Origin of the sequence: Amycolatopsis halotolerans (assembly GCF_042647905.1) — a bacterium.
Lineage (GTDB): Bacteria > Actinomycetota > Actinomycetes > Mycobacteriales > Pseudonocardiaceae > Amycolatopsis > Amycolatopsis halotolerans.
This window is the reverse complement of record NZ_JBHRWI010000006.1, coordinates 14,675-30,477: the sequence shown is the minus strand read 5'-3', so window position 1 is coordinate 30,477 and position 15,803 is coordinate 14,675. Positions and strand designations below refer to the sequence as shown.

The following is a 15,803-nucleotide window of genomic DNA, read 5'->3' as shown; positions in this document are numbered from 1 at the left end:
CCTTCGCATCGCTCCCGCTTCCCGCGGAAGCGGACCGTTGCCGAAGGAGTTCGCATCGATGAAGATGCTCGTGGGGGTGGCCGCGCTCGCGGTCGCGGGAAGTTTGGTCGCCGCGACCGTCATCGCCAGCAGTTCCGGCGGGACCGACTGGACCGCCTCGTGCAGAACGGCTCCGGCCGCGGCGGCGGCCAAGCATCCGGGCGCCGTCGCCGAAGCCCGGAAAGCCTTGCTGAGCAACGGAAACGACCCTCGGCTCGAGATCGAGGTCGTCGATCTCGACGCGTGCTCCGTCGAGGTGAGCTGGAAAGCCGACCAGCCGCAGCCGACCGCGTCCGTGGTGAAGCTGCTGATCGCACTCGAGCTGATCGACCGTTCCGGAGTTCCCTCCGACGACGACGCCACCGCCGTCCGCACCATGCTCTCGGCCAGCGACGACCGCATCGCCAGCCGCCTGTGGCAGCAACTCGGCGGACCGGCGATTGTCCGGCACCAGGCCGAAAAACTGGGCCTCGCGCACACCTCGCCGCCCGCCGACCCCGGCCAATGGGGTTCCACGCAGATGTCGGCTGACGACGTCGTCGCGGTGTACCGGCACATCACCTCGGGCCGGTCCGACGAGGAGCGGGAATTCCTTACTGAGGCCTTGGAAAACGCCTCGCGCAACGCCGCTGACGGGTTTGACCAGCATTTCGGGATCCCGCGCGCGTTCCCGGACGCGAAATGGGCGGTGAAACAGGGGTGGGGCACTTCCGACGGGCGGCGGGTGCTCAATACGACCGGTCTGGTGCGGATCGAGTCCCGGACTTTCGCGGTCGCGGTCATGAGCACTTGGAACGACAGTATGGACGTCAGTGCCGCGACCAAGGCACTCACTGCGGCTACCGGTGCGCTGAAGGGTTCGCTTGCCGGCGGCAGCAAACTCACCTGATTCGGTCCTTTGTGGACTTGGCGCTGCCCTCAAAGCGCTGTTTGCGCGGATGTCTGCCGGACCCGTGACGAGGCGCTGCGGCGGCTGCGCGAATTGCGCGAGGACCTGGCCGCAGCCGCGCGCCGGCAGCAACGCCGGTTGCTGCCCGCGGGCACGCCGCCGGTGGCCGAAGCCGGTTTGCCCAGCGTCACGCCGAATCCGCGCTACGAGCGGATCGCCGAGCATTTCGGGGCCATCGCGCGTACGGCGCGGACCTGTGGCTGTCACGTGCACGTCGCCGTCCCGGACAAGGAGACCGGAACCCAGGTGCTCGGGCGGATCCGGCCGTGGCTGCCGGCGCTGCTGACCGTGACCGCGAATTCCGCCATCGCCGACGGCTACGACACCGGATACCGCAGCTGGCGTGACCAGCAATGGAGCCGCTGGCCCTCGGCCGGTCCCCCGCCGCGGTTCGCGTCGCTCGACGAGTACGAAAGCGTCGTCGACGCGTGGCTGTGCTCGGGCGCGATCCTCGACCGCGGGATGGTCTACTGGGACGTCCGGCTCTCGGAGAAGCAGCCGACCATCGAGTTCCGCATGGCCGACGTCGCCGCGACCCCGCAGGAAGCGGTCCTGCTCGGCTGGCGCGCGTCGCGGGACGGGGTCATCGGCAGTTGCCCGCACCCGAGCAGCGGCGATCTGGCTCCGACGAAGACGGTCTTGACTGATCTGGTCGAGCTGGCTTCTTCTGCGCTGGAAGCAGCTGGGGACCTGGAGTTCGCCCGGGAAGCCGTGACGCGGCTGTGCGCCGAGGGCAGCGGCGCGGATCGGCAACGACAGCGCTTCGCGGAGCGGGGACGCGGTGAGGATGTCGTCGACCTGCTCGCGGGCACCGGCTGACCCGCCTCAGCGCCGGTGTGCCCAAGCCGCAGCCAGGCAATAGACGCCGAACGCCGCCAGACCCGCCGCGACCACCGTCAGCAGCACCGTCCCGAACGGCTGGGCGGCGAGAGTCTTGAGGCTGGCGTCCAGCCCGCCCGCCTGCCTCGGATCGGCGCGGAAACCCGCGTAGCCCAGCAGGAAAGCAGTCACCGCGAACACGACGGCCTTCGCCAGATATCCCGTAGTGCCCAGCCAGCCGACCCAGCGGCGGGTCTTGCCGGGCAGCCCGCTCGGGTCGAGGTCTTCCAGAAAAGTCTGCTTCACGCCTTTGACCCCAGCGGCAACGGCGACGCCGAGCACAATCGCCGCGGCGGCCACCACCAACGCCGGACCGGCGGGGAGTTGGAGCAGCTTCGCGGTGAACTCCTGCTGCGTCTGATCGCTCGAACCTCCCCCGCCCTCGCCCGCGGCGAGGCGGAAGGCGGTGCCGCCCAGCGCGAGCACCACGATTCCCCGGGCGGCGGCGCCTAACCGTTTGCGAGTTCGCTTTCCGCCGCTGGTCCAGGCGTATCCGGTCGCGGCCATCAGGAACTGCCACAGCCCGAAGGCGGCCAGGCCGGACGCGAGCACCCATAAGAGAACCTGGCCGAACCCCGTCGAGCCGACCTCCCGCAGGGCACCCTTCTGGTCGGTCTGTTCGCCGCTGCCGAAGGCGACTCGCACGGCGAGCCAGGCGAGGATGAGGTGCACGAGCGCGTAACACGCCATCCCCGCCCGGCCGAGCAACTGGGCGGTGTCGGTCTTTTCGCCTCGGGCGACCGTGCGGGTGATCCGGTTCATGGGGTGGGGATACCCGCTGCGGCCCGGCGCCATTGGGGCAGATGGCGCAATCCGCCGCTCGGGAGATCCACTGAGGACTGTCGGCGGGCGATTTCGGGCCGCGAGGGGCGGGCGTCCCGGCGTGTCCTCGCATTCAGGGCGGATTCGTCACCGGCAGCGCGCGGTCGAGGCCCAGGAGAGCGCGTTTGCTGCACGACCGCCGCGAACCGAGGAAGTCCAGGCTCGGGCCGCCTCGGTCAGGTCTGCGAGCGGGGCCGACTTCGGCGAAATCGTGCTGCCGGTCGCCACACTCGCGTTCATGGGGCTGGGGCGCTTGGCGCGAGTTTCGGTCATTGACGCGCTGGACAGCGAATACGTACAGATGGCAGGCGGCGAGCGCGGGAATCAGCCAGGGGCCAGACCCGGTTCCGGCTGCGGCGGGGCCCGGTAGATCCGGATCGTCAGCAGCGTCGTGACCACGCATCCGAGCCCCATGAACGCGAGCATCGCCCGGGTGCCCGCGAGTTCCGCGATCGGGCCCAGCACCGCGGTGCCGACCGGGATCATCGCGCGGTCGGTGCTCGCGATGCCCATGATCCGGCCGAGGAGGTTGCCGGGGGCGGTCGCTTGCAAGGCTGCCCGGTTGGCCGTGCGGTAACACTGGCCGACCAGGCCGACCACGACCATCGTCGCGCCGGCGCCTACTGCGGCGGGACTTCCGGTGAAGCCGCTCGGCACCAGGAGGACCAGCAGGGCGCAGCCGAGGAGCACCGCGCCGATCGCGGCCAGTCGCGCGGGGTTGGCCGGCGGGCGGCGGGACATGGTGGTCGACGCGGCCAACGCGCCCGCCGCGCCGCAGGTCAGCAGCAGGGCCGCGGTGCTTCCGTCGCCGTCGAAGAGGTCTTTCGACAGGAGCGGCATCATTGCGGTGTAAGGGAAAGCGAACAGCATCGGTCCCATCGCGAGGGCGATCTGGCGGCGCATCGCCGGGTTTCGCCGGAGCAGGTGCCAGACCGAATCCGTCGGCGGGTCCGAAGCGGACGGTTCCGGAGGGGCGGACTCGGGCAGGATGGTCAGGCAGCACAGGGCGACCAGCGTGCAGAACGCGTTGAACCAGAACGCGGTAGGGACCGAACTGACCGCGAGGACGAGCGCGCCGACCGCGGGGCCGAGGATCATCGCGGCGTTCAGGCAGGCGGAGTGCATCGCGATCACGGCGGTGAGCGGTCGCTGGTCCCGCAGCAGCGGGAGGAGCGTCTGTCTCAGCACGGGTTCGGCGCTGCCCGCTGAGGCCCGCGCGAACACCATCGCGCACACGAGCCACAGCGGGCCGCCGGTGGTGACGATCCAGGCCAGGCACAGGGTCGAGACGAAGAGCGCCACGCGCAGGCCCGCGAGGAGCCGGCGTTGGTCGTAGCGGTCGGCGAGCCACCCGGCCGGCGCGGTGAACAGCAGGATGGGCGCGAGCCGCACCACGTTCACCGTCGCCAGCGCGGTCGCCGAACCGGTCTGCTCGACCACGTACCAGTTGAGGGCGACGAGATCCGCGGTGTCGCCGATCCGGGAGGACAGCGTGCCGGCCAGGAACAGGCGCAGCGGCAGCCGTCCGGCAGGGCCGGTGCTCATCGCACGGGGTCGCCCGCGCCGTGCAGAGGATTGGCCTGTGGCAGGTAGATGTCGTGGTCGGCCGCCAGCAATCGCATGAGGCCGAACGCTTTCTGCGGAAGATGCGACGTCCGGAGGAACGCCACGTCGGCGGACGCCCTGGCGAGCAGGTTCTCGGGGAGGCCGGCCAGCAGGTCCGTCATCTTGGTGCGCACCGTCGCCCAGAGCTGCTCGCCGGGCAGGTTCCAGGTCGCCGCGAACATCGTCACCACTTGCGCGATGTTGGCCTGCAGCAGTGCATACGACACTTTTCGGCGGACGTAGTCGATGTCGTCGGTGAAGGTGATCGAATCGGGGTGCGGGGCGAAATCGAGGCCTGCCTCGTGCATCCGGCGGGGATTGACGCGGATCCCGCCGAAGTCGCGGACGAGGACTCGCACCGGGAGTCCGTCGCGAACCACCAGCAGCGTGTTCTGCAGGTGGGCTTCCAGGCCGATGCCGTATCGCCACAGCAAGGGCAGCCCCGCGGTCAGCATCAACTCGACGTACTGCTCGAAGAACTCGTGCGGGCGTTCCTGGGCCAATTCCGCCAGAACGGTTCCGTCCGGCTGCGAAGCTCCGCGCAGAGCGCAGGCGGACAGGACGATCTCGCCGGGCATCGCGTAGTCGGCGGGATCGTCTCGGAGCAGCGCGGAAAGGCCGCGTTCTCGCTCGGGTGCGCCTTTGCCTGCCGGCGAGGAGAAAGCGATGCCGGCCAGCTCCGGTACGCAGACGACTCTGCCGCGCGTGGCGGGGTCGTCCGCCAGGAGGCGTTGCAGGAGACGGCTCATCCGCGGGCCGTTGTCGGTGGTGGCGGGCGAGATCGTGCGCCGCCGCGAGGTGAGCTGGACGTCGAGCGAGGTTTTGACCGTCAGGCGACGTCCGTGCCTGCCCGGGGCGGCGGTGACCAGGGTGCGCACCGAGACGGTCGGGCGGCACGCCAGTTGCGCTTCGGGGAGCGGGACGATGCTGCCCGCTACCAGTTCCTCGTGGTACTCGGCGGCCAGCCGGCTCCGCATCTGCCACGGATGCACGGGGATCAGCTCGTACTCGGCGGGGGCATGCCCGCGGGCGGCGAGTCCGTCGATGGCGCGCGCGGCTATCGCGGGAAAGTGGTCGGCCACGATCGTGCCCACCGAGGCGCCCGACGGGTCGGGGGTCGAGCGCACGGAATCCTTGCGCACCGCGACGAAGGAAAGGCCTACCGTGTCGGCGCTTTCCGGGCAGTACGCGAGAGAATCCGCCGGGGTGAAGCCTCGGCGAACCCTCGGGCAGAGGTGGATCGTGTGCCCTTCCGCGCTTGCCGCGTCCAGGTCGAGCGTGAGGTCGGAAGCGGCGCGCTGCTCGGCCAGCCGGTGCAGGGGCAGGCCGCGCCGGACGCAGGCGCGGGACAGGGCGAGGTTGCGCGCGGAGTCGACGAGATCGTCTCGGAGCGCGCCCCAATCCATCTCTCCGCCGGGTGAAGCGACGGCGTCGACCAGTTGTTCGGGACGGTCGAGCGCGCGGACTTCGACGCCGTCGCTCACTACCACGGGGCTCGCCACTTCGTTGGCCCCGAACCCGTTCTCCAGCTCGCACACCACGGCCAGCCGTCGTCCGGACGGCAGGGTCACGCACATCAGCCTGCCCGTGCGCGGACCGAGCAGCGCGAGAACGCTCGGGGAAACCGGCGGGGTTCCGGTGAAGGGCAGGACGATCTCGGTGATCCGCTTGGCGGACAACGATCTCCGCTCGCGCAGCAGGGCGCCGCACGCTCCGTTGAGGGTGCTCAGTCGCGCCCCGGCGAGTTCGTCCAGCCACGGCCGCACGAGTTCCGGCCGACGATCCCGCAGGCCGGCGAACATGTCCCGCTCCGCCTCGTTGAGGTCCGGCGGTTCCGGCTCCGCGACCGGCGCGACAAGCGGATTCGGCCCCTCGACGTACTGCTGATCGGTGACGAGGTTCTTCAACCGCATTGTCAGCAACGCTTTGTGCTGCCACGGCCCGCTCAGCAGCGCTTCGGCGTCCGCCCTGGCGTCCTCGGCCTCTTCGGGACAGCCGGCGGACATGGCGAGCCGGTGGAACGTCCTCCGCACGCACTCCCCCACCACCGGCCACAGAAGGTCCTCCGAGCACCCGGCTGTGTTCGCGAGCTCGGCGACGAGTTCTCCGAGGTGGTGTCCGAAGAGCGGGTAGTACAGCTTGGCGCGCAGCGTCGCGGCGTCGCGGGCGAGCAGGGGCGAGCCGGGCAGGAAGTCGCCGGTCATGGCCCGCCGGGCCAAGCGGGACTCCAGCAGGCGCGCGGCGCCGAGGTCCCGGGCCAGAACGCGGTGCGGCCAGCGGTCTTTCAGCACGAGAACGGTGTTCTGCGGATGGGGTTCGAGCGCGATGCCGTAGCGGACGAGGAGCGTCAGCACCGGCGGGACGCAGCACTCGACGTGCGCGGCCAGCCACTGCCGGGCCACTTCGGTCAGCGGAGCGCCGGTGCCCGAAGCGGTCTCGGTGATCAGGTCGTGGAGCAGGCTGGCGCCGGTCAACGGCGATTTCGCGAACAGCGACGCGATCGGCATCGACAGTTCGTCCGGGCCGAGCAGATCTTCGCTGTCTTCGCGGAGGACGGCGGCGAGCGAACGACGTCGCGCCGGGGCGGGGTCTCCGTCCGGCGGCACATACGCGACGCTGGCCAACTCTCGCAGCACCGCGAACCGGCGACGCCCGTCCGGCGTGGCGAGCGACAGGTCCAGGTCTCCGGCGACGATGCGTTCGAGCAGCGCGGACAGCCGCGGGCCGTTGTGCACCGCGGCGGGCGAAACCCCGCGGACGGCGCTGGTGAGCTGCACTTCCAGCGCGGTCTTGACGTGCAGCCCCGCGCTGGCCGCGGCCTCGCGCGCCGACAGGGTCCGGACCGAGATCAGCGGACGCGCCGGGATCCGGGTCCGCAGCGGCACCACCGTGCCGTCGGCGATCGCGTCGGCGTGCAGCACGGGCAGGGCGTGGAAACGCTGGTGCGGATGAACGGGAATCAGCACGCGCTGCTCGGGAATCAGCCCGGCCGCGCGCATCTCGACCGTCGCCGCGGCGACAGTTCGCGGAAAGGCTTCGCTCAGCAGTGTTTGCGAAGCATCAAGGCCGTTCGCTCCGGCGGCGGCGTCCCGGGAAACCGAAACCAGGGGCAGGCCGAATTCCGGACCGAATTCCGGGGAATAGCGGACGGCGTCCTCGGCGGACATCCCGACTTTCATTTTGGCGACCGGATGCAATGGGTGCCCTTCGACGACCATTCTCTCGAAAGGAACCAGCAGCGACCCGGTCTCTCCCGATTCGCGGAGCGCGGCGACCAGCGCGGTGAACGGCCGGGTTCCGGGCTCGTTGTCGGAATCATCCCGATCGCGCAGGTCGGCCGCGAAGAGACCGGCGGCGGCCAGGGACAGCGCGTGACCGGTGACGCTGTCGGCGAGTTCGGCGCGCAGCCGATCCCAAGAGTCGCCGTCGCCGGAACAAAGCTGTTCTCTCACCAGGAAATCCCAGAGCCGCAACGGATCGGCGACCTCGCAGCCGTCGAGGCGCACCGGACCGGCGAGGACCAGGCGGCCGGTCTTCGTCGCCTGGCGCAGCACCAGGTCCAGACCGCGTTCGCGGGCCAGGTCCATTTTCAGCAAACCCTCGCGCGCCACAGCGGAGAGCAGCCGGGACATAGTCGTCGCCCGCGCTTCCGGAAGACATTCCGCGTAGTGCGCGGCAAGCTCCGGCGGCGCGAACTTTTCAGTTTCTTCCAGACGAAGGAAGACGGCGAGTTCGCCGGGGGAAAGGGGGCCTCCCGACGGTGTCATGAAAGTATTTTCACTAGCCTGGGCGGGGGTGGGCATGGTGCACAATGGTGGCGCTGCCTAGGTTAACCAGACAGGAACGTGCAGGTTAACAACAGATGAACACACCTATCACAACCCGATAAACTCGGACATTCGCGCACTCATTCACGGCCATTGCGTAGCAGGTTGAAACCTCAACTGGAGCACAGTCTCATACTTTGCCCCGGCAATTAACCGGCTGCCAGTTAAATGCGGCGGTCGATTTCGCGGATCACGGCCAGGGCGCCGCGTGCGGCGTTGGACAGCACCGCAACGTCGATGTCCTCGGCGGGGTAGTGCCGCGCGATGCCGCCGACGCCGGCGTTGCGGCCCTCCTTGTAGTAGTTCCGGACAGAACCGTTCTGCCGCAAGGTGAATTCCAGCCCGAAGCCGTACCACACGTCGCCGTCCTCGGCTCGGTGGTGCAGCACCCGCGGGGTGAGGAACTGCTCGGTCCGCTCGGCCGACATGAGCTCGCCGCCGCGGACCGCGCGCAGGAACCGCACCAGATCGGCCGCGGTGACGTGCGCGCCGCCGTCGGGCGAGCCGATCGACGGATAGCTGAAGATGTTCTGCTTCCACCCGGTGATCCGGCCTTCGGAATCGGTGACCGGATCCCAGCCCTCCGCGACGTCCGGCGCCGCTTCCCTGCGGTCGTAGAAGTCCGCCGCGGTCATGCCCGCCCGTGCGAAAACCGCGCTCCGGATGTGGTCGCGGTACGCGGTTCCGGTGATCTCCTCGATCGCCAGGCCGACGAGGACGTACCCCGTGTTGCAGTACCGGCAGCCCTCCCCCGGCGGGAAATTCGGCGGCTTGTGAACGAAATTCGGCAGGTGGTCACGCGTTCGCGGCACCGAGTAGACCGGCTTGTCGGCCCACAACGCCTCATAGCTCTCGCCGGCTTCCTCGTCCGCGTCGTCGGCGATCCCGGAGGTGTGCGTGAGCAGGTGCCGCACGCACACGCTCGGCAAGATCGCCGTACCGGCCAGGTCGACGATCTCGGTGATCGGCATGTCCAGGTCCAGCCGGCCTTCGTCCACCAGCTGCAACGCGGCCACCGCGGTGAAGAGCTTGGTGATGGAGGCCGTGTCGAACCGGAGGTCGAGCCGGTTCGACACGGCCCATCGACGGCTCGCCGGCCCGTACGCGCCCGAAAACAGCACTTCCTCGCCGCGCCGGATCAACACCACCCCGGAGAACTCGTCGGCGGCGGCTCGGGCACTCAACCAGGCGTCCAGACCGGTGAAAGGCATTCTCCGAAGGTAGCTCACCCCACGGTGACCACGCGGGCCCAATCAGGCGGCGAATCCGGCCGATAGCCGGGAATGTTCTCGGCCAGCCGACCCACCCTGGGGAACAGGCCCACCACCGTCCGACAGGGCGGTCTCGAGCTGGGCCAAGGGGTTTGGCCGTCGGTCAACGCCACGATCACATCGGGGCGGGGGTTGCTTCTCAGCGCCCCGGCGAAACCGGTGCGCAGATCCGTACCGCCGCCGCCCAGCAACGGGATTCCTTCGGCGCCGCACAGCTGTTGCGTGACGTACGCGGCGGCGTCGCACGACAGCACCGAGACGAGATCCCGGCGGCCGCCCACCGCGCGGACTATCGCGGCGATTTCGAGGAGTGCGCTGCCCAGTTCGGCGTCGCTCACCGAGCCGGAGGTGTCGACGATGACGCAGACCTGCGGCGGCCTGCGGCGCAGGCTCGGCAGGATGACGCCGGGCAGGCTGGCCGACCGGCGCGACGGGCGGCCGTAGGTGTAATCCTCGCCCGCGCCCGACATCGCGGACCGAAGCGCCGCGCCCAGCAGTTCCCGCCACGGCAGCGGCGGATGGAACGCTTCCTCGGCCCAGCGTTTCCAGCCCGCCGGAACGTCGCCCGGGTTGCCGTTGATGCCTTGCGCGACCCGGAACCGGACGGCGTCCCGTTCCTGCTCGCTGAGCCCGTGCGCGCCGTCAAGGCCGAGATCCCAGTCGCGCTCCAGGCCGTCGGCGCCGCTGCCGCAGTCGAGCCAGGCGAATTCGGCGGTGTACGGACCGAGCCGGAACTGGGCCAGGTACTCCTCCATCAACTCGCCTTCGCGCAGCCTCAGCAGTTGCGGATCGACGGCGCCCTCGGGCCGGTCCAGGCCGTCGCCGAAGACGTCGTCGTTGATTTCGCAGTCCGCGGCGATGTTCATCCGCAATCGCTCCGCCGGCCCGGTCAGCTCGTGCTTCGCGGCGTACCGGTCGCCGCGGCCGTGGTGGTCGCGCAGCAAGTGGGAGACCTCGTGCACCCAGACTCCGGCCAGCTCCTCCAGCGGCGTGCGGTCCACGAACCTCGGCGAAACGTAGCAACGCCAGTGGCGGTCAACGCCCATCGTCGGCACTCGCCGTGACTCCACCACGTGCAAGGCGAACAACGCGGTCGCCAGATACGGCCGGTGCCGGACGGCGTAAAGCCTTGCGGCGTAAAGCTTCTCCTCGTCCATCAGCGCTCACCTGCGGGTTGCGCCCGCCGGGACAACGCCACCGCGCCGGACAGCCGTTCGATCGCCGCCGGTACCTGCCAGTCTTCGCGGCGCAGCGAGGCGAGCGTCGTCGCGGGCACGACCACGAGGTCCGGCGCGCCGGTTTCCAACGCCAGCACCAGCAACGCCCACGCCGCGTCCCAGCGGGCCTGTTCCGGCCGTTTCCGCACCGCTTCCACTACCCCGTCCAGGACGGTCTGGCGCAGGTCGCCGCGTTCGGGCAGCACCGCCGATCGAGGGTCCGCGAGCAAGGTTTCGGGGTCCGGCAGATCCATCCGGTCGAGGCTGGCGAGCAGCTCCAGACCCGGGCCGTCGCCGACCGTGCCGCGCACCAGCATGGACAGCACTTCCCGGGAAGCGCCCGCCGCGGTGGCGAAAGCGACCAGTCGCAGGGTCATTTCCCAGCTGCGCGGCGAAGGCCACGGACCGCCGCGCCGGGCTTCGCTCTTCGGCAGCTGATGCACCAGCCCGGGCCGGGTGCTCAGGAGCCCGCAGACCGCGCGGCGGGCGAACGTCACGGCGTCGGGCAACTGCGTTGGGTCCAGCTGGGGCAGCGCTGCTTGGGGCCACGTTCCGCCGAGTCCGCGCACCACGACGTCGTGGTCGTAGGTCCATTGCAGGTGCACGAACCGGTTGGCCAGCGGCGGGCTCAGCTCCCAGCCGTCGGCGGCGGAGGAACGCGGGTTGGCGGCGGCCACGATCCGCACGCCGGGAGGAAGCCTGAGCGCCCCGACCCGCCGCTCGAGCACGACGCGCAGCAGCGCGGCCTGGACGGCGGGCGGGGCGGTGGAAAGCTCGTCCAGGAACAGAAGTCCGCGGCCGGCACGGACCAGGCGCACGGCCCAGTCCGGCGGGGCCATCGGCACGCCCTGCTCGGCGGGATCGTCGCCGACCACCGGCAGGCCGGAGAAGTCGGACGGTTCGTGCACGCTGGCGATCACCGTGGTCAGCGGCAGTTCGAGCGCCTCGGCGAGCTGGGTGAGCGCGGCGGTCTTGCCGATGCCCGGCTCGCCCCACAGCAGCACCGGCAGGTCGGCGGACACGGCCAGCGTCAAGGCTTCCAGCTGGCTGTCGGGGCGCGGTTCGGTGCTCGTGTCGTTCAGCAGGGAAAGGAGAGCGGCGGCGGTGTCCAGGGGTCGTCGATTATCCATGGCAGTAAACAGGTTTCATCACCTTTGGGGTCGAATCAGGGCTGAGCGAATCAGCGAGAGGTCGCGTGCCGGGGGTGGCCGCGGTGGCTGGCGTGCCGGGCGGCGGGCCCGGGCCAGTACGGCTGTGCGTATCCGGCCAGTCCGGCCCGGTAGAGGCCGTGGACGACTTGGCGATCCACTGCCGTTTCCAGTTCGTCGCGCAGTGCGCCGCTGCGCAGGAGTACGTCCGGGCCGAGCAGTCCTTCGACGGCGGCGAGGGCGCCGGCCGCATCGCCGTGATCGAGCCGGGCGCGGACGTCCACGAGGCTTTCCGGAGACCGGTGCGCCTCGTCGATCGCCCGCAGGCACGGCAGTTCGGGGCCGCCCAGCGCGCCCAGCAGTTCTTCGCGGCGAATTTCGCCGGGGTCGTGGTCCAGCGGGACGAGCACGCCGTTCACCACGCCGATCCGATGCGTGGCGCCGCGACAGTCGACGAGGCGAGAATTCCCCGTTGCGGTGGAATTCCGTGCCGCGCCGGGTCGGTGGCCGGGCCGAAGTGCCGCTGCGACAAGCGGATGCAGCTGGTCGACGTCGAGCAGCCTGGCGTGGAGCAGCTCCAGGTCGGGCAGGACCCAGGTCGCGGCGTCTGGCAGGACCGGTGCCGCACGGGTCCGGTCTCCTGCGCCGATATCCAGCATCAGCCGGTGCCGGGAGGTGAGCCGTACCGCGACGACGCCGTCCGTGCGCCCCTCCGCGCGCAGCAGCAACGCCGCCTCGGCCGTCCACCGGTCGACCGCGCAGGGTCCCACTCCGCCTGGGAGCTGGATGGCATTCTCGTCCGGGGGCCAGCGCCCCGACCGTTCTCGCAGCTCGCCCGCCCTGCGCACGTCCCACAAGTGACGGTGCAGGTCGAGGCGATAACGCCGGTCGGGACGCGGATGCGGATGGAGTCCGGCCGCGCGCTGGGACGGCGACCACAGCGCGAGACTGATCCGCTGCCCGGCATCCGCCCAGGCGGGCGGCGTACGCGCGACAAGGTGGAACTCGCCGTACCGGGCCAGGGACACCGTGAGCCCTGGCCGGAGCAGGCCGTCCGGCGCGATGCGCGGGAAATGCCAGCGAAGCAGGTCAGGGGCGAGATGCCGCAAATCGGCGCGGACCTGTGCCGCCAGCCAGCCGCCATGGGTGCGGCTGATGGCCCGGAGGTTCAGATCCACGTCGACGCGCGCCGCGGCACAGGCCCCGGCCCAGTCGCCCGCCGAGCGGCGGGCAGTCGCTGACTCGATCATCGACGGCGGCACGGCGAATTCGCGCACGCGCGCCCAGAAAAGGAGGCGAAGATTCTCGTTCGCGGGCAAAGGGTGCATCAGCACTCACCTTTGGCGAACGGAACCCCCGATCTGTTCGAGTAGTTGCTCATCACGATCAGCGTAGCAGGATCGGCGCCGGGCCTGCTGGGACGTGTCATATTCTGACATTCGCGGCCGCACGGCGCGTTGTTCCGCAGAGTGGTCAGCGGGCGTCACGAAGTGCGTCCGCGCGGCTACGGTCCATGAACGCGACAGGGAGGGAGTCCTGGTGACGGAACCGAAACGGCAGACCCTCACCGAACGCCGGGCCGAGGAGCTGCGCATGAGCATCGCGCTCACCGCGCGGGACCTGTTCGTGACCGAGGGCGACACGTCGGTGACTGTCGAGCGGATCTGCGAGATCGTCGGGATCAACCCGCGGACGTTCCACCGGCACTTCCCGGTCAAGGAGGACGTCCTGATGCCGCTGCTGCGCCGCAGCGAGCGAGTGATCGTGCAGGGCCTGGAGGACGCACCGGACGACGCGGATCCGATCGAGGTCTTGACGACCGCGCTCACGACGGAGCTGAACCGGCGGCAGGTGCCCGAGTACGACCACCAGATCATGACCCTGATCGTCAACACCCCTCAGTACCGGCTGCGGTTCGTGGAGTGGTGCGAGGGGCTGAGCGGGGCGGTCACGCGGTTTCTCGCGCGGTACTACGAGCTTGACCCGGACCCGTTCCTGCGCGAACTTCCGGCGCTGCTGGTGATACAGACTATGCGGCACTCGCTGACGCGGTGGGTGCAGAGCGGTGGGTCTGATGACTTCAGTGACATTGAGCGGTGGGACTCGCGGGGGTTGCGGATGGCGTTGAGCGGGTTGACCCGGCTCGCCAAGTAGTCCTTTGTGGACCGAGCGGGAATCGCCGAGTGACGAGTCCCGCCCGGCTACAGCGGGAGTTACGAGGACGCGCCAGCGGCGTGCATCGCGGCGATGTAGCCGTACACCACGCCCTGCCCGATCGTCGCGCCTGCGCCCGGGTATGACGTGCCGAAGGCGTTCGCCGCGGTGTTTCCGATCGCGTAGAGACCGTCGACCGCTTCGCCGTCCTCGCGCAGGACTCGGGCGTGTTCGTCGGCGACGAGACCGCCGCAAGTGCCGAGGTCGCTCAGGACCACCTTGACCGCGTAGTACGGCGCTCGGCGCAGCGGGGCCAGGTTCGGGTTGGGGCCGATCGTGGGGTCGCCGTAGTAGCGGTCGTAAGCGCTGTCGCCCCGGCCGAAGTCGGGGTCGGTTCCGGTTGCCGCGCGTTCGTTGAACTGCTGGAAGGTGTCCTGGAACGCGGCAACCGGCACGCCCATCGCCGCGGCAAGCGTGCCGAGGTCTTCCGCCTTGTGCGCGATTCCGGCCCGGTACCACGATTCCGGGAGCGGCTGCCGCGGGAAGCAGCGGCCCGCCAAGATGTAGCTGTCCCGGTAGCGCTGGTCGAACACCAGCCACATCTCCTCGACCGGCGCGCCCGCCCGTTCGCGGGCGAGGATTTCCTGTCCGAACGACATGTAGTCGATCGCCTCGTTGATGAACCGTTTTCCGTTCTGGTCGACGATGAACGAGCCCGGCAGCGAACGCTCGGCCAGCATGACTGCCGGAGCGCCGCCCGGTACCGGTGCGAACGCCGGGAACCACCAGGCCTGGTCCATCAAAGCGGTGTCCGCGCCGAGTTCCTGGCCTGCGTGGATGCCGTCGCCGGTGTTGCCTTCCGATCCTAGGCTGGCGTGTTCGCCGAGTCGGGGTGACTGGAATTTGTGCCGCGCCTCGACGTCGTGGTCGAAGCCGCCTGCGGCCAGGACTACGCCGCGTCGGGCTCGGACGGTGACTTCCTTGTCTCCCTGCCGCAGTACGGCTCCGGTGACTCGGTCGTCGTCTTGGAGCAGGCGGATCAGGCTGGTCTCTGTCCACACGGGAATGCCCGCGCGCAGTACGCCCGCGAACATTCCGGCCGCGAGTGCTTGCCCGCCTGCTAGGTAGTCGCGGCCGATGAGCATGCCGCCGATGCCCAGTGCGGCTCGCGCGAGGATCCGTGGTAGCGCCTTGAGTGGTTTGCGTGCTACCAGGTTCATCCACTTGTAGTCTGCGCCGGTGACTGGCATTGGCACTGGGGCCTCCATTACGCCCGGGCGCAGTCTGGGGCGTTCGGGGCCTAGGACGGAAGCGTTGAATGGGCGGCATTCGCAGGTTCGGCCTTCTGGGCGGCCGCCTGGTTTTTCTGGGTGGTAATCGGAGTAGCCTTTTGCCCAGAAGAATCGCATTGGTGTGGTGCGACGGAGCATGTCTACGGCTGCGGCGCCGTGTTTTAGGTAGGCGTGTCCGCGTTCGGGTGGGGCTGAAGTTCCGACTACTGCTTTTAGGTAGGTGGTTGCGTCGGTGACTGCTTGGGGGCCGGTGTCGGGCAGGGTGGGGTTTCCTGGGATCCAGAAGGCGCCGCCGGAGCGGGCTGTTGAGCCGCCTACGTAGGGGGTTTTTTCGACGACCAGGGTGGAGAGGCCTCGTTCGTGGGCGGAGAGGGCGGCGGCTAGGCCGGTGCCGGAGCCGATTACTAGCAGGTCTACGGTTTTGTTCTTGGCTGGTGTTACGGCGGGGACTTTGTTTTTCACGTTGCTCCTGTGTTTTTGGCGCCGACTTCGTCGTCGCGGGCGGGATCGCTTTTAAGCCGGCGTTTGGGGGCTGCCCGGCGTGAGGGGCCTTCGGCCTGTCACGCCGGGCAGCCCCCAAACGCCGGCGCGATCCCGCGT

11 protein-coding genes are annotated in these 15,803 nt (G+C 69.7%); 3 read left to right on the top strand and 8 right to left on the bottom strand.

The features are described from left to right. The first annotated feature begins 58 nt into the window (after positions 1 to 58). Positions 59 to 928 (top strand): hypothetical protein, encoded by an 870-nt coding sequence (locus tag ACFORO_RS05515; protein ID WP_377867606.1) that lies wholly within the window; start codon positions 59 to 61, stop codon positions 926 to 928. A gap of 9 nt (positions 929 to 937) precedes the next feature. Continuing rightward, positions 938 to 1,807: a carboxylate-amine ligase gene (locus ACFORO_RS05510; RefSeq protein ID WP_377867604.1), complete on the top strand. Its 870-nt coding sequence runs from the start codon at positions 938 to 940 to the stop codon at positions 1,805 to 1,807. Between the two features lie 6 nt (positions 1,808 to 1,813). On the opposite strand, the gene ACFORO_RS05505 is transcribed toward ACFORO_RS05510, so the two are convergent. The 7 genes from ACFORO_RS05505 to ACFORO_RS05475 all read right to left on the bottom strand — a co-directional run bounded on the left by ACFORO_RS05505 (position 1,814) and on the right by ACFORO_RS05475 (position 13,085). Next, positions 1,814 to 2,629 (bottom strand): DUF1206 domain-containing protein, encoded by an 816-nt coding sequence (locus ACFORO_RS05505; RefSeq protein WP_377867602.1) that lies wholly within the window; start codon positions 2,627 to 2,629, stop codon positions 1,814 to 1,816. A gap of 384 nt (positions 2,630 to 3,013) precedes the next feature. Continuing rightward, positions 3,014 to 4,234: an MFS transporter gene (locus tag ACFORO_RS05500; protein WP_377867600.1), complete on the bottom strand. Its 1,221-nt coding sequence runs from the start codon at positions 4,232 to 4,234 to the stop codon at positions 3,014 to 3,016. After that, on the bottom strand, positions 4,231 to 8,061 hold the full coding sequence (locus ACFORO_RS05495) for an IucA/IucC family protein (RefSeq protein ID WP_377867598.1): 3,831 nt from the start codon (positions 8,059 to 8,061) through the stop codon (positions 4,231 to 4,233). The genes ACFORO_RS05500 and ACFORO_RS05495 overlap by 4 nt, the downstream gene beginning before the upstream one ends. 224 nt (positions 8,062 to 8,285) lie before the next feature. After that, positions 8,286 to 9,332 carry a serine hydrolase domain-containing protein gene (locus ACFORO_RS05490; protein ID WP_377867596.1) on the bottom strand — a complete coding sequence of 349 codons (1,047 nt, stop codon included), beginning with the start codon at positions 9,330 to 9,332 and terminating at the stop codon, positions 8,286 to 8,288. Between the two features lie 14 nt (positions 9,333 to 9,346). Beyond that, positions 9,347 to 10,549, bottom strand: coding sequence for a vWA domain-containing protein (locus tag ACFORO_RS05485; RefSeq protein ID WP_377867594.1), 1,203 nt, complete (start codon positions 10,547 to 10,549; stop codon positions 9,347 to 9,349). After that, complete coding sequence (locus ACFORO_RS05480; RefSeq protein WP_377867592.1) at positions 10,549 to 11,739, bottom strand: AAA family ATPase; 1,191 nt, start codon at positions 11,737 to 11,739, stop codon at positions 10,549 to 10,551. The genes ACFORO_RS05485 and ACFORO_RS05480 overlap by 1 nt, the downstream gene beginning before the upstream one ends. Positions 11,740 to 11,789: 50 nt before the next feature. Further along, the gene (locus ACFORO_RS05475; RefSeq protein ID WP_377867590.1) at positions 11,790 to 13,085 is read right to left on the bottom strand and encodes a hypothetical protein; all 1,296 of its coding nucleotides are present in this window, start codon (positions 13,083 to 13,085) and stop codon (positions 11,790 to 11,792) included. A gap of 211 nt (positions 13,086 to 13,296) precedes the next feature. Here ACFORO_RS05475 and ACFORO_RS05470 point away from each other — a divergent pair, with 211 nt between their 5' ends. Beyond that, positions 13,297 to 13,911, top strand: coding sequence for a TetR/AcrR family transcriptional regulator (locus ACFORO_RS05470; protein ID WP_377867588.1), 615 nt, complete (start codon positions 13,297 to 13,299; stop codon positions 13,909 to 13,911). 59 nt (positions 13,912 to 13,970) lie between these two features. Here the strand turns inward: ACFORO_RS05470 and ACFORO_RS05465 are convergent, their stop codons facing one another. Next, entirely contained in the window at positions 13,971 to 15,665 is a 1,695-nt protein-coding gene (locus tag ACFORO_RS05465) for a 3-ketosteroid-delta-1-dehydrogenase (RefSeq protein WP_377867586.1), read from the bottom strand. Positions 15,666 to 15,803 lie beyond the last annotated feature (138 nt).

What these genes read in the sequence shown, in the direction of transcription:
- ACFORO_RS05515 (WP_377867606.1), top strand. Translation starts at nt 59, where the DNA reads ATGAAGATGCTCGTGGGGGTGGCCGCGCTCGCGGTCGCGGGAAGTTTG.
- ACFORO_RS05505 (WP_377867602.1), bottom strand. Translation starts at nt 2,629, where the DNA reads ATGAACCGGATCACCCGCACGGTCGCCCGAGGCGAAAAGACCGACACC.
- ACFORO_RS05500 (WP_377867600.1), bottom strand. Translation starts at nt 4,234, where the DNA reads ATGAGCACCGGCCCTGCCGGACGGCTGCCGCTGCGCCTGTTCCTGGCC.
- ACFORO_RS05495 (WP_377867598.1), bottom strand. Translation starts at nt 8,061, where the DNA reads ATGACACCGTCGGGAGGCCCCCTTTCCCCCGGCGAACTCGCCGTCTTC.
- ACFORO_RS05490 (WP_377867596.1), bottom strand. Translation starts at nt 9,332, where the DNA reads ATGCCTTTCACCGGTCTGGACGCCTGGTTGAGTGCCCGAGCCGCCGCC.
- ACFORO_RS05485 (WP_377867594.1), bottom strand. Translation starts at nt 10,549, where the DNA reads ATGGACGAGGAGAAGCTTTACGCCGCAAGGCTTTACGCCGTCCGGCAC.
- ACFORO_RS05480 (WP_377867592.1), bottom strand. Translation starts at nt 11,739, where the DNA reads ATGGATAATCGACGACCCCTGGACACCGCCGCCGCTCTCCTTTCCCTG.
- ACFORO_RS05475 (WP_377867590.1), bottom strand. Translation starts at nt 13,085, where the DNA reads ATGCACCCTTTGCCCGCGAACGAGAATCTTCGCCTCCTTTTCTGGGCG.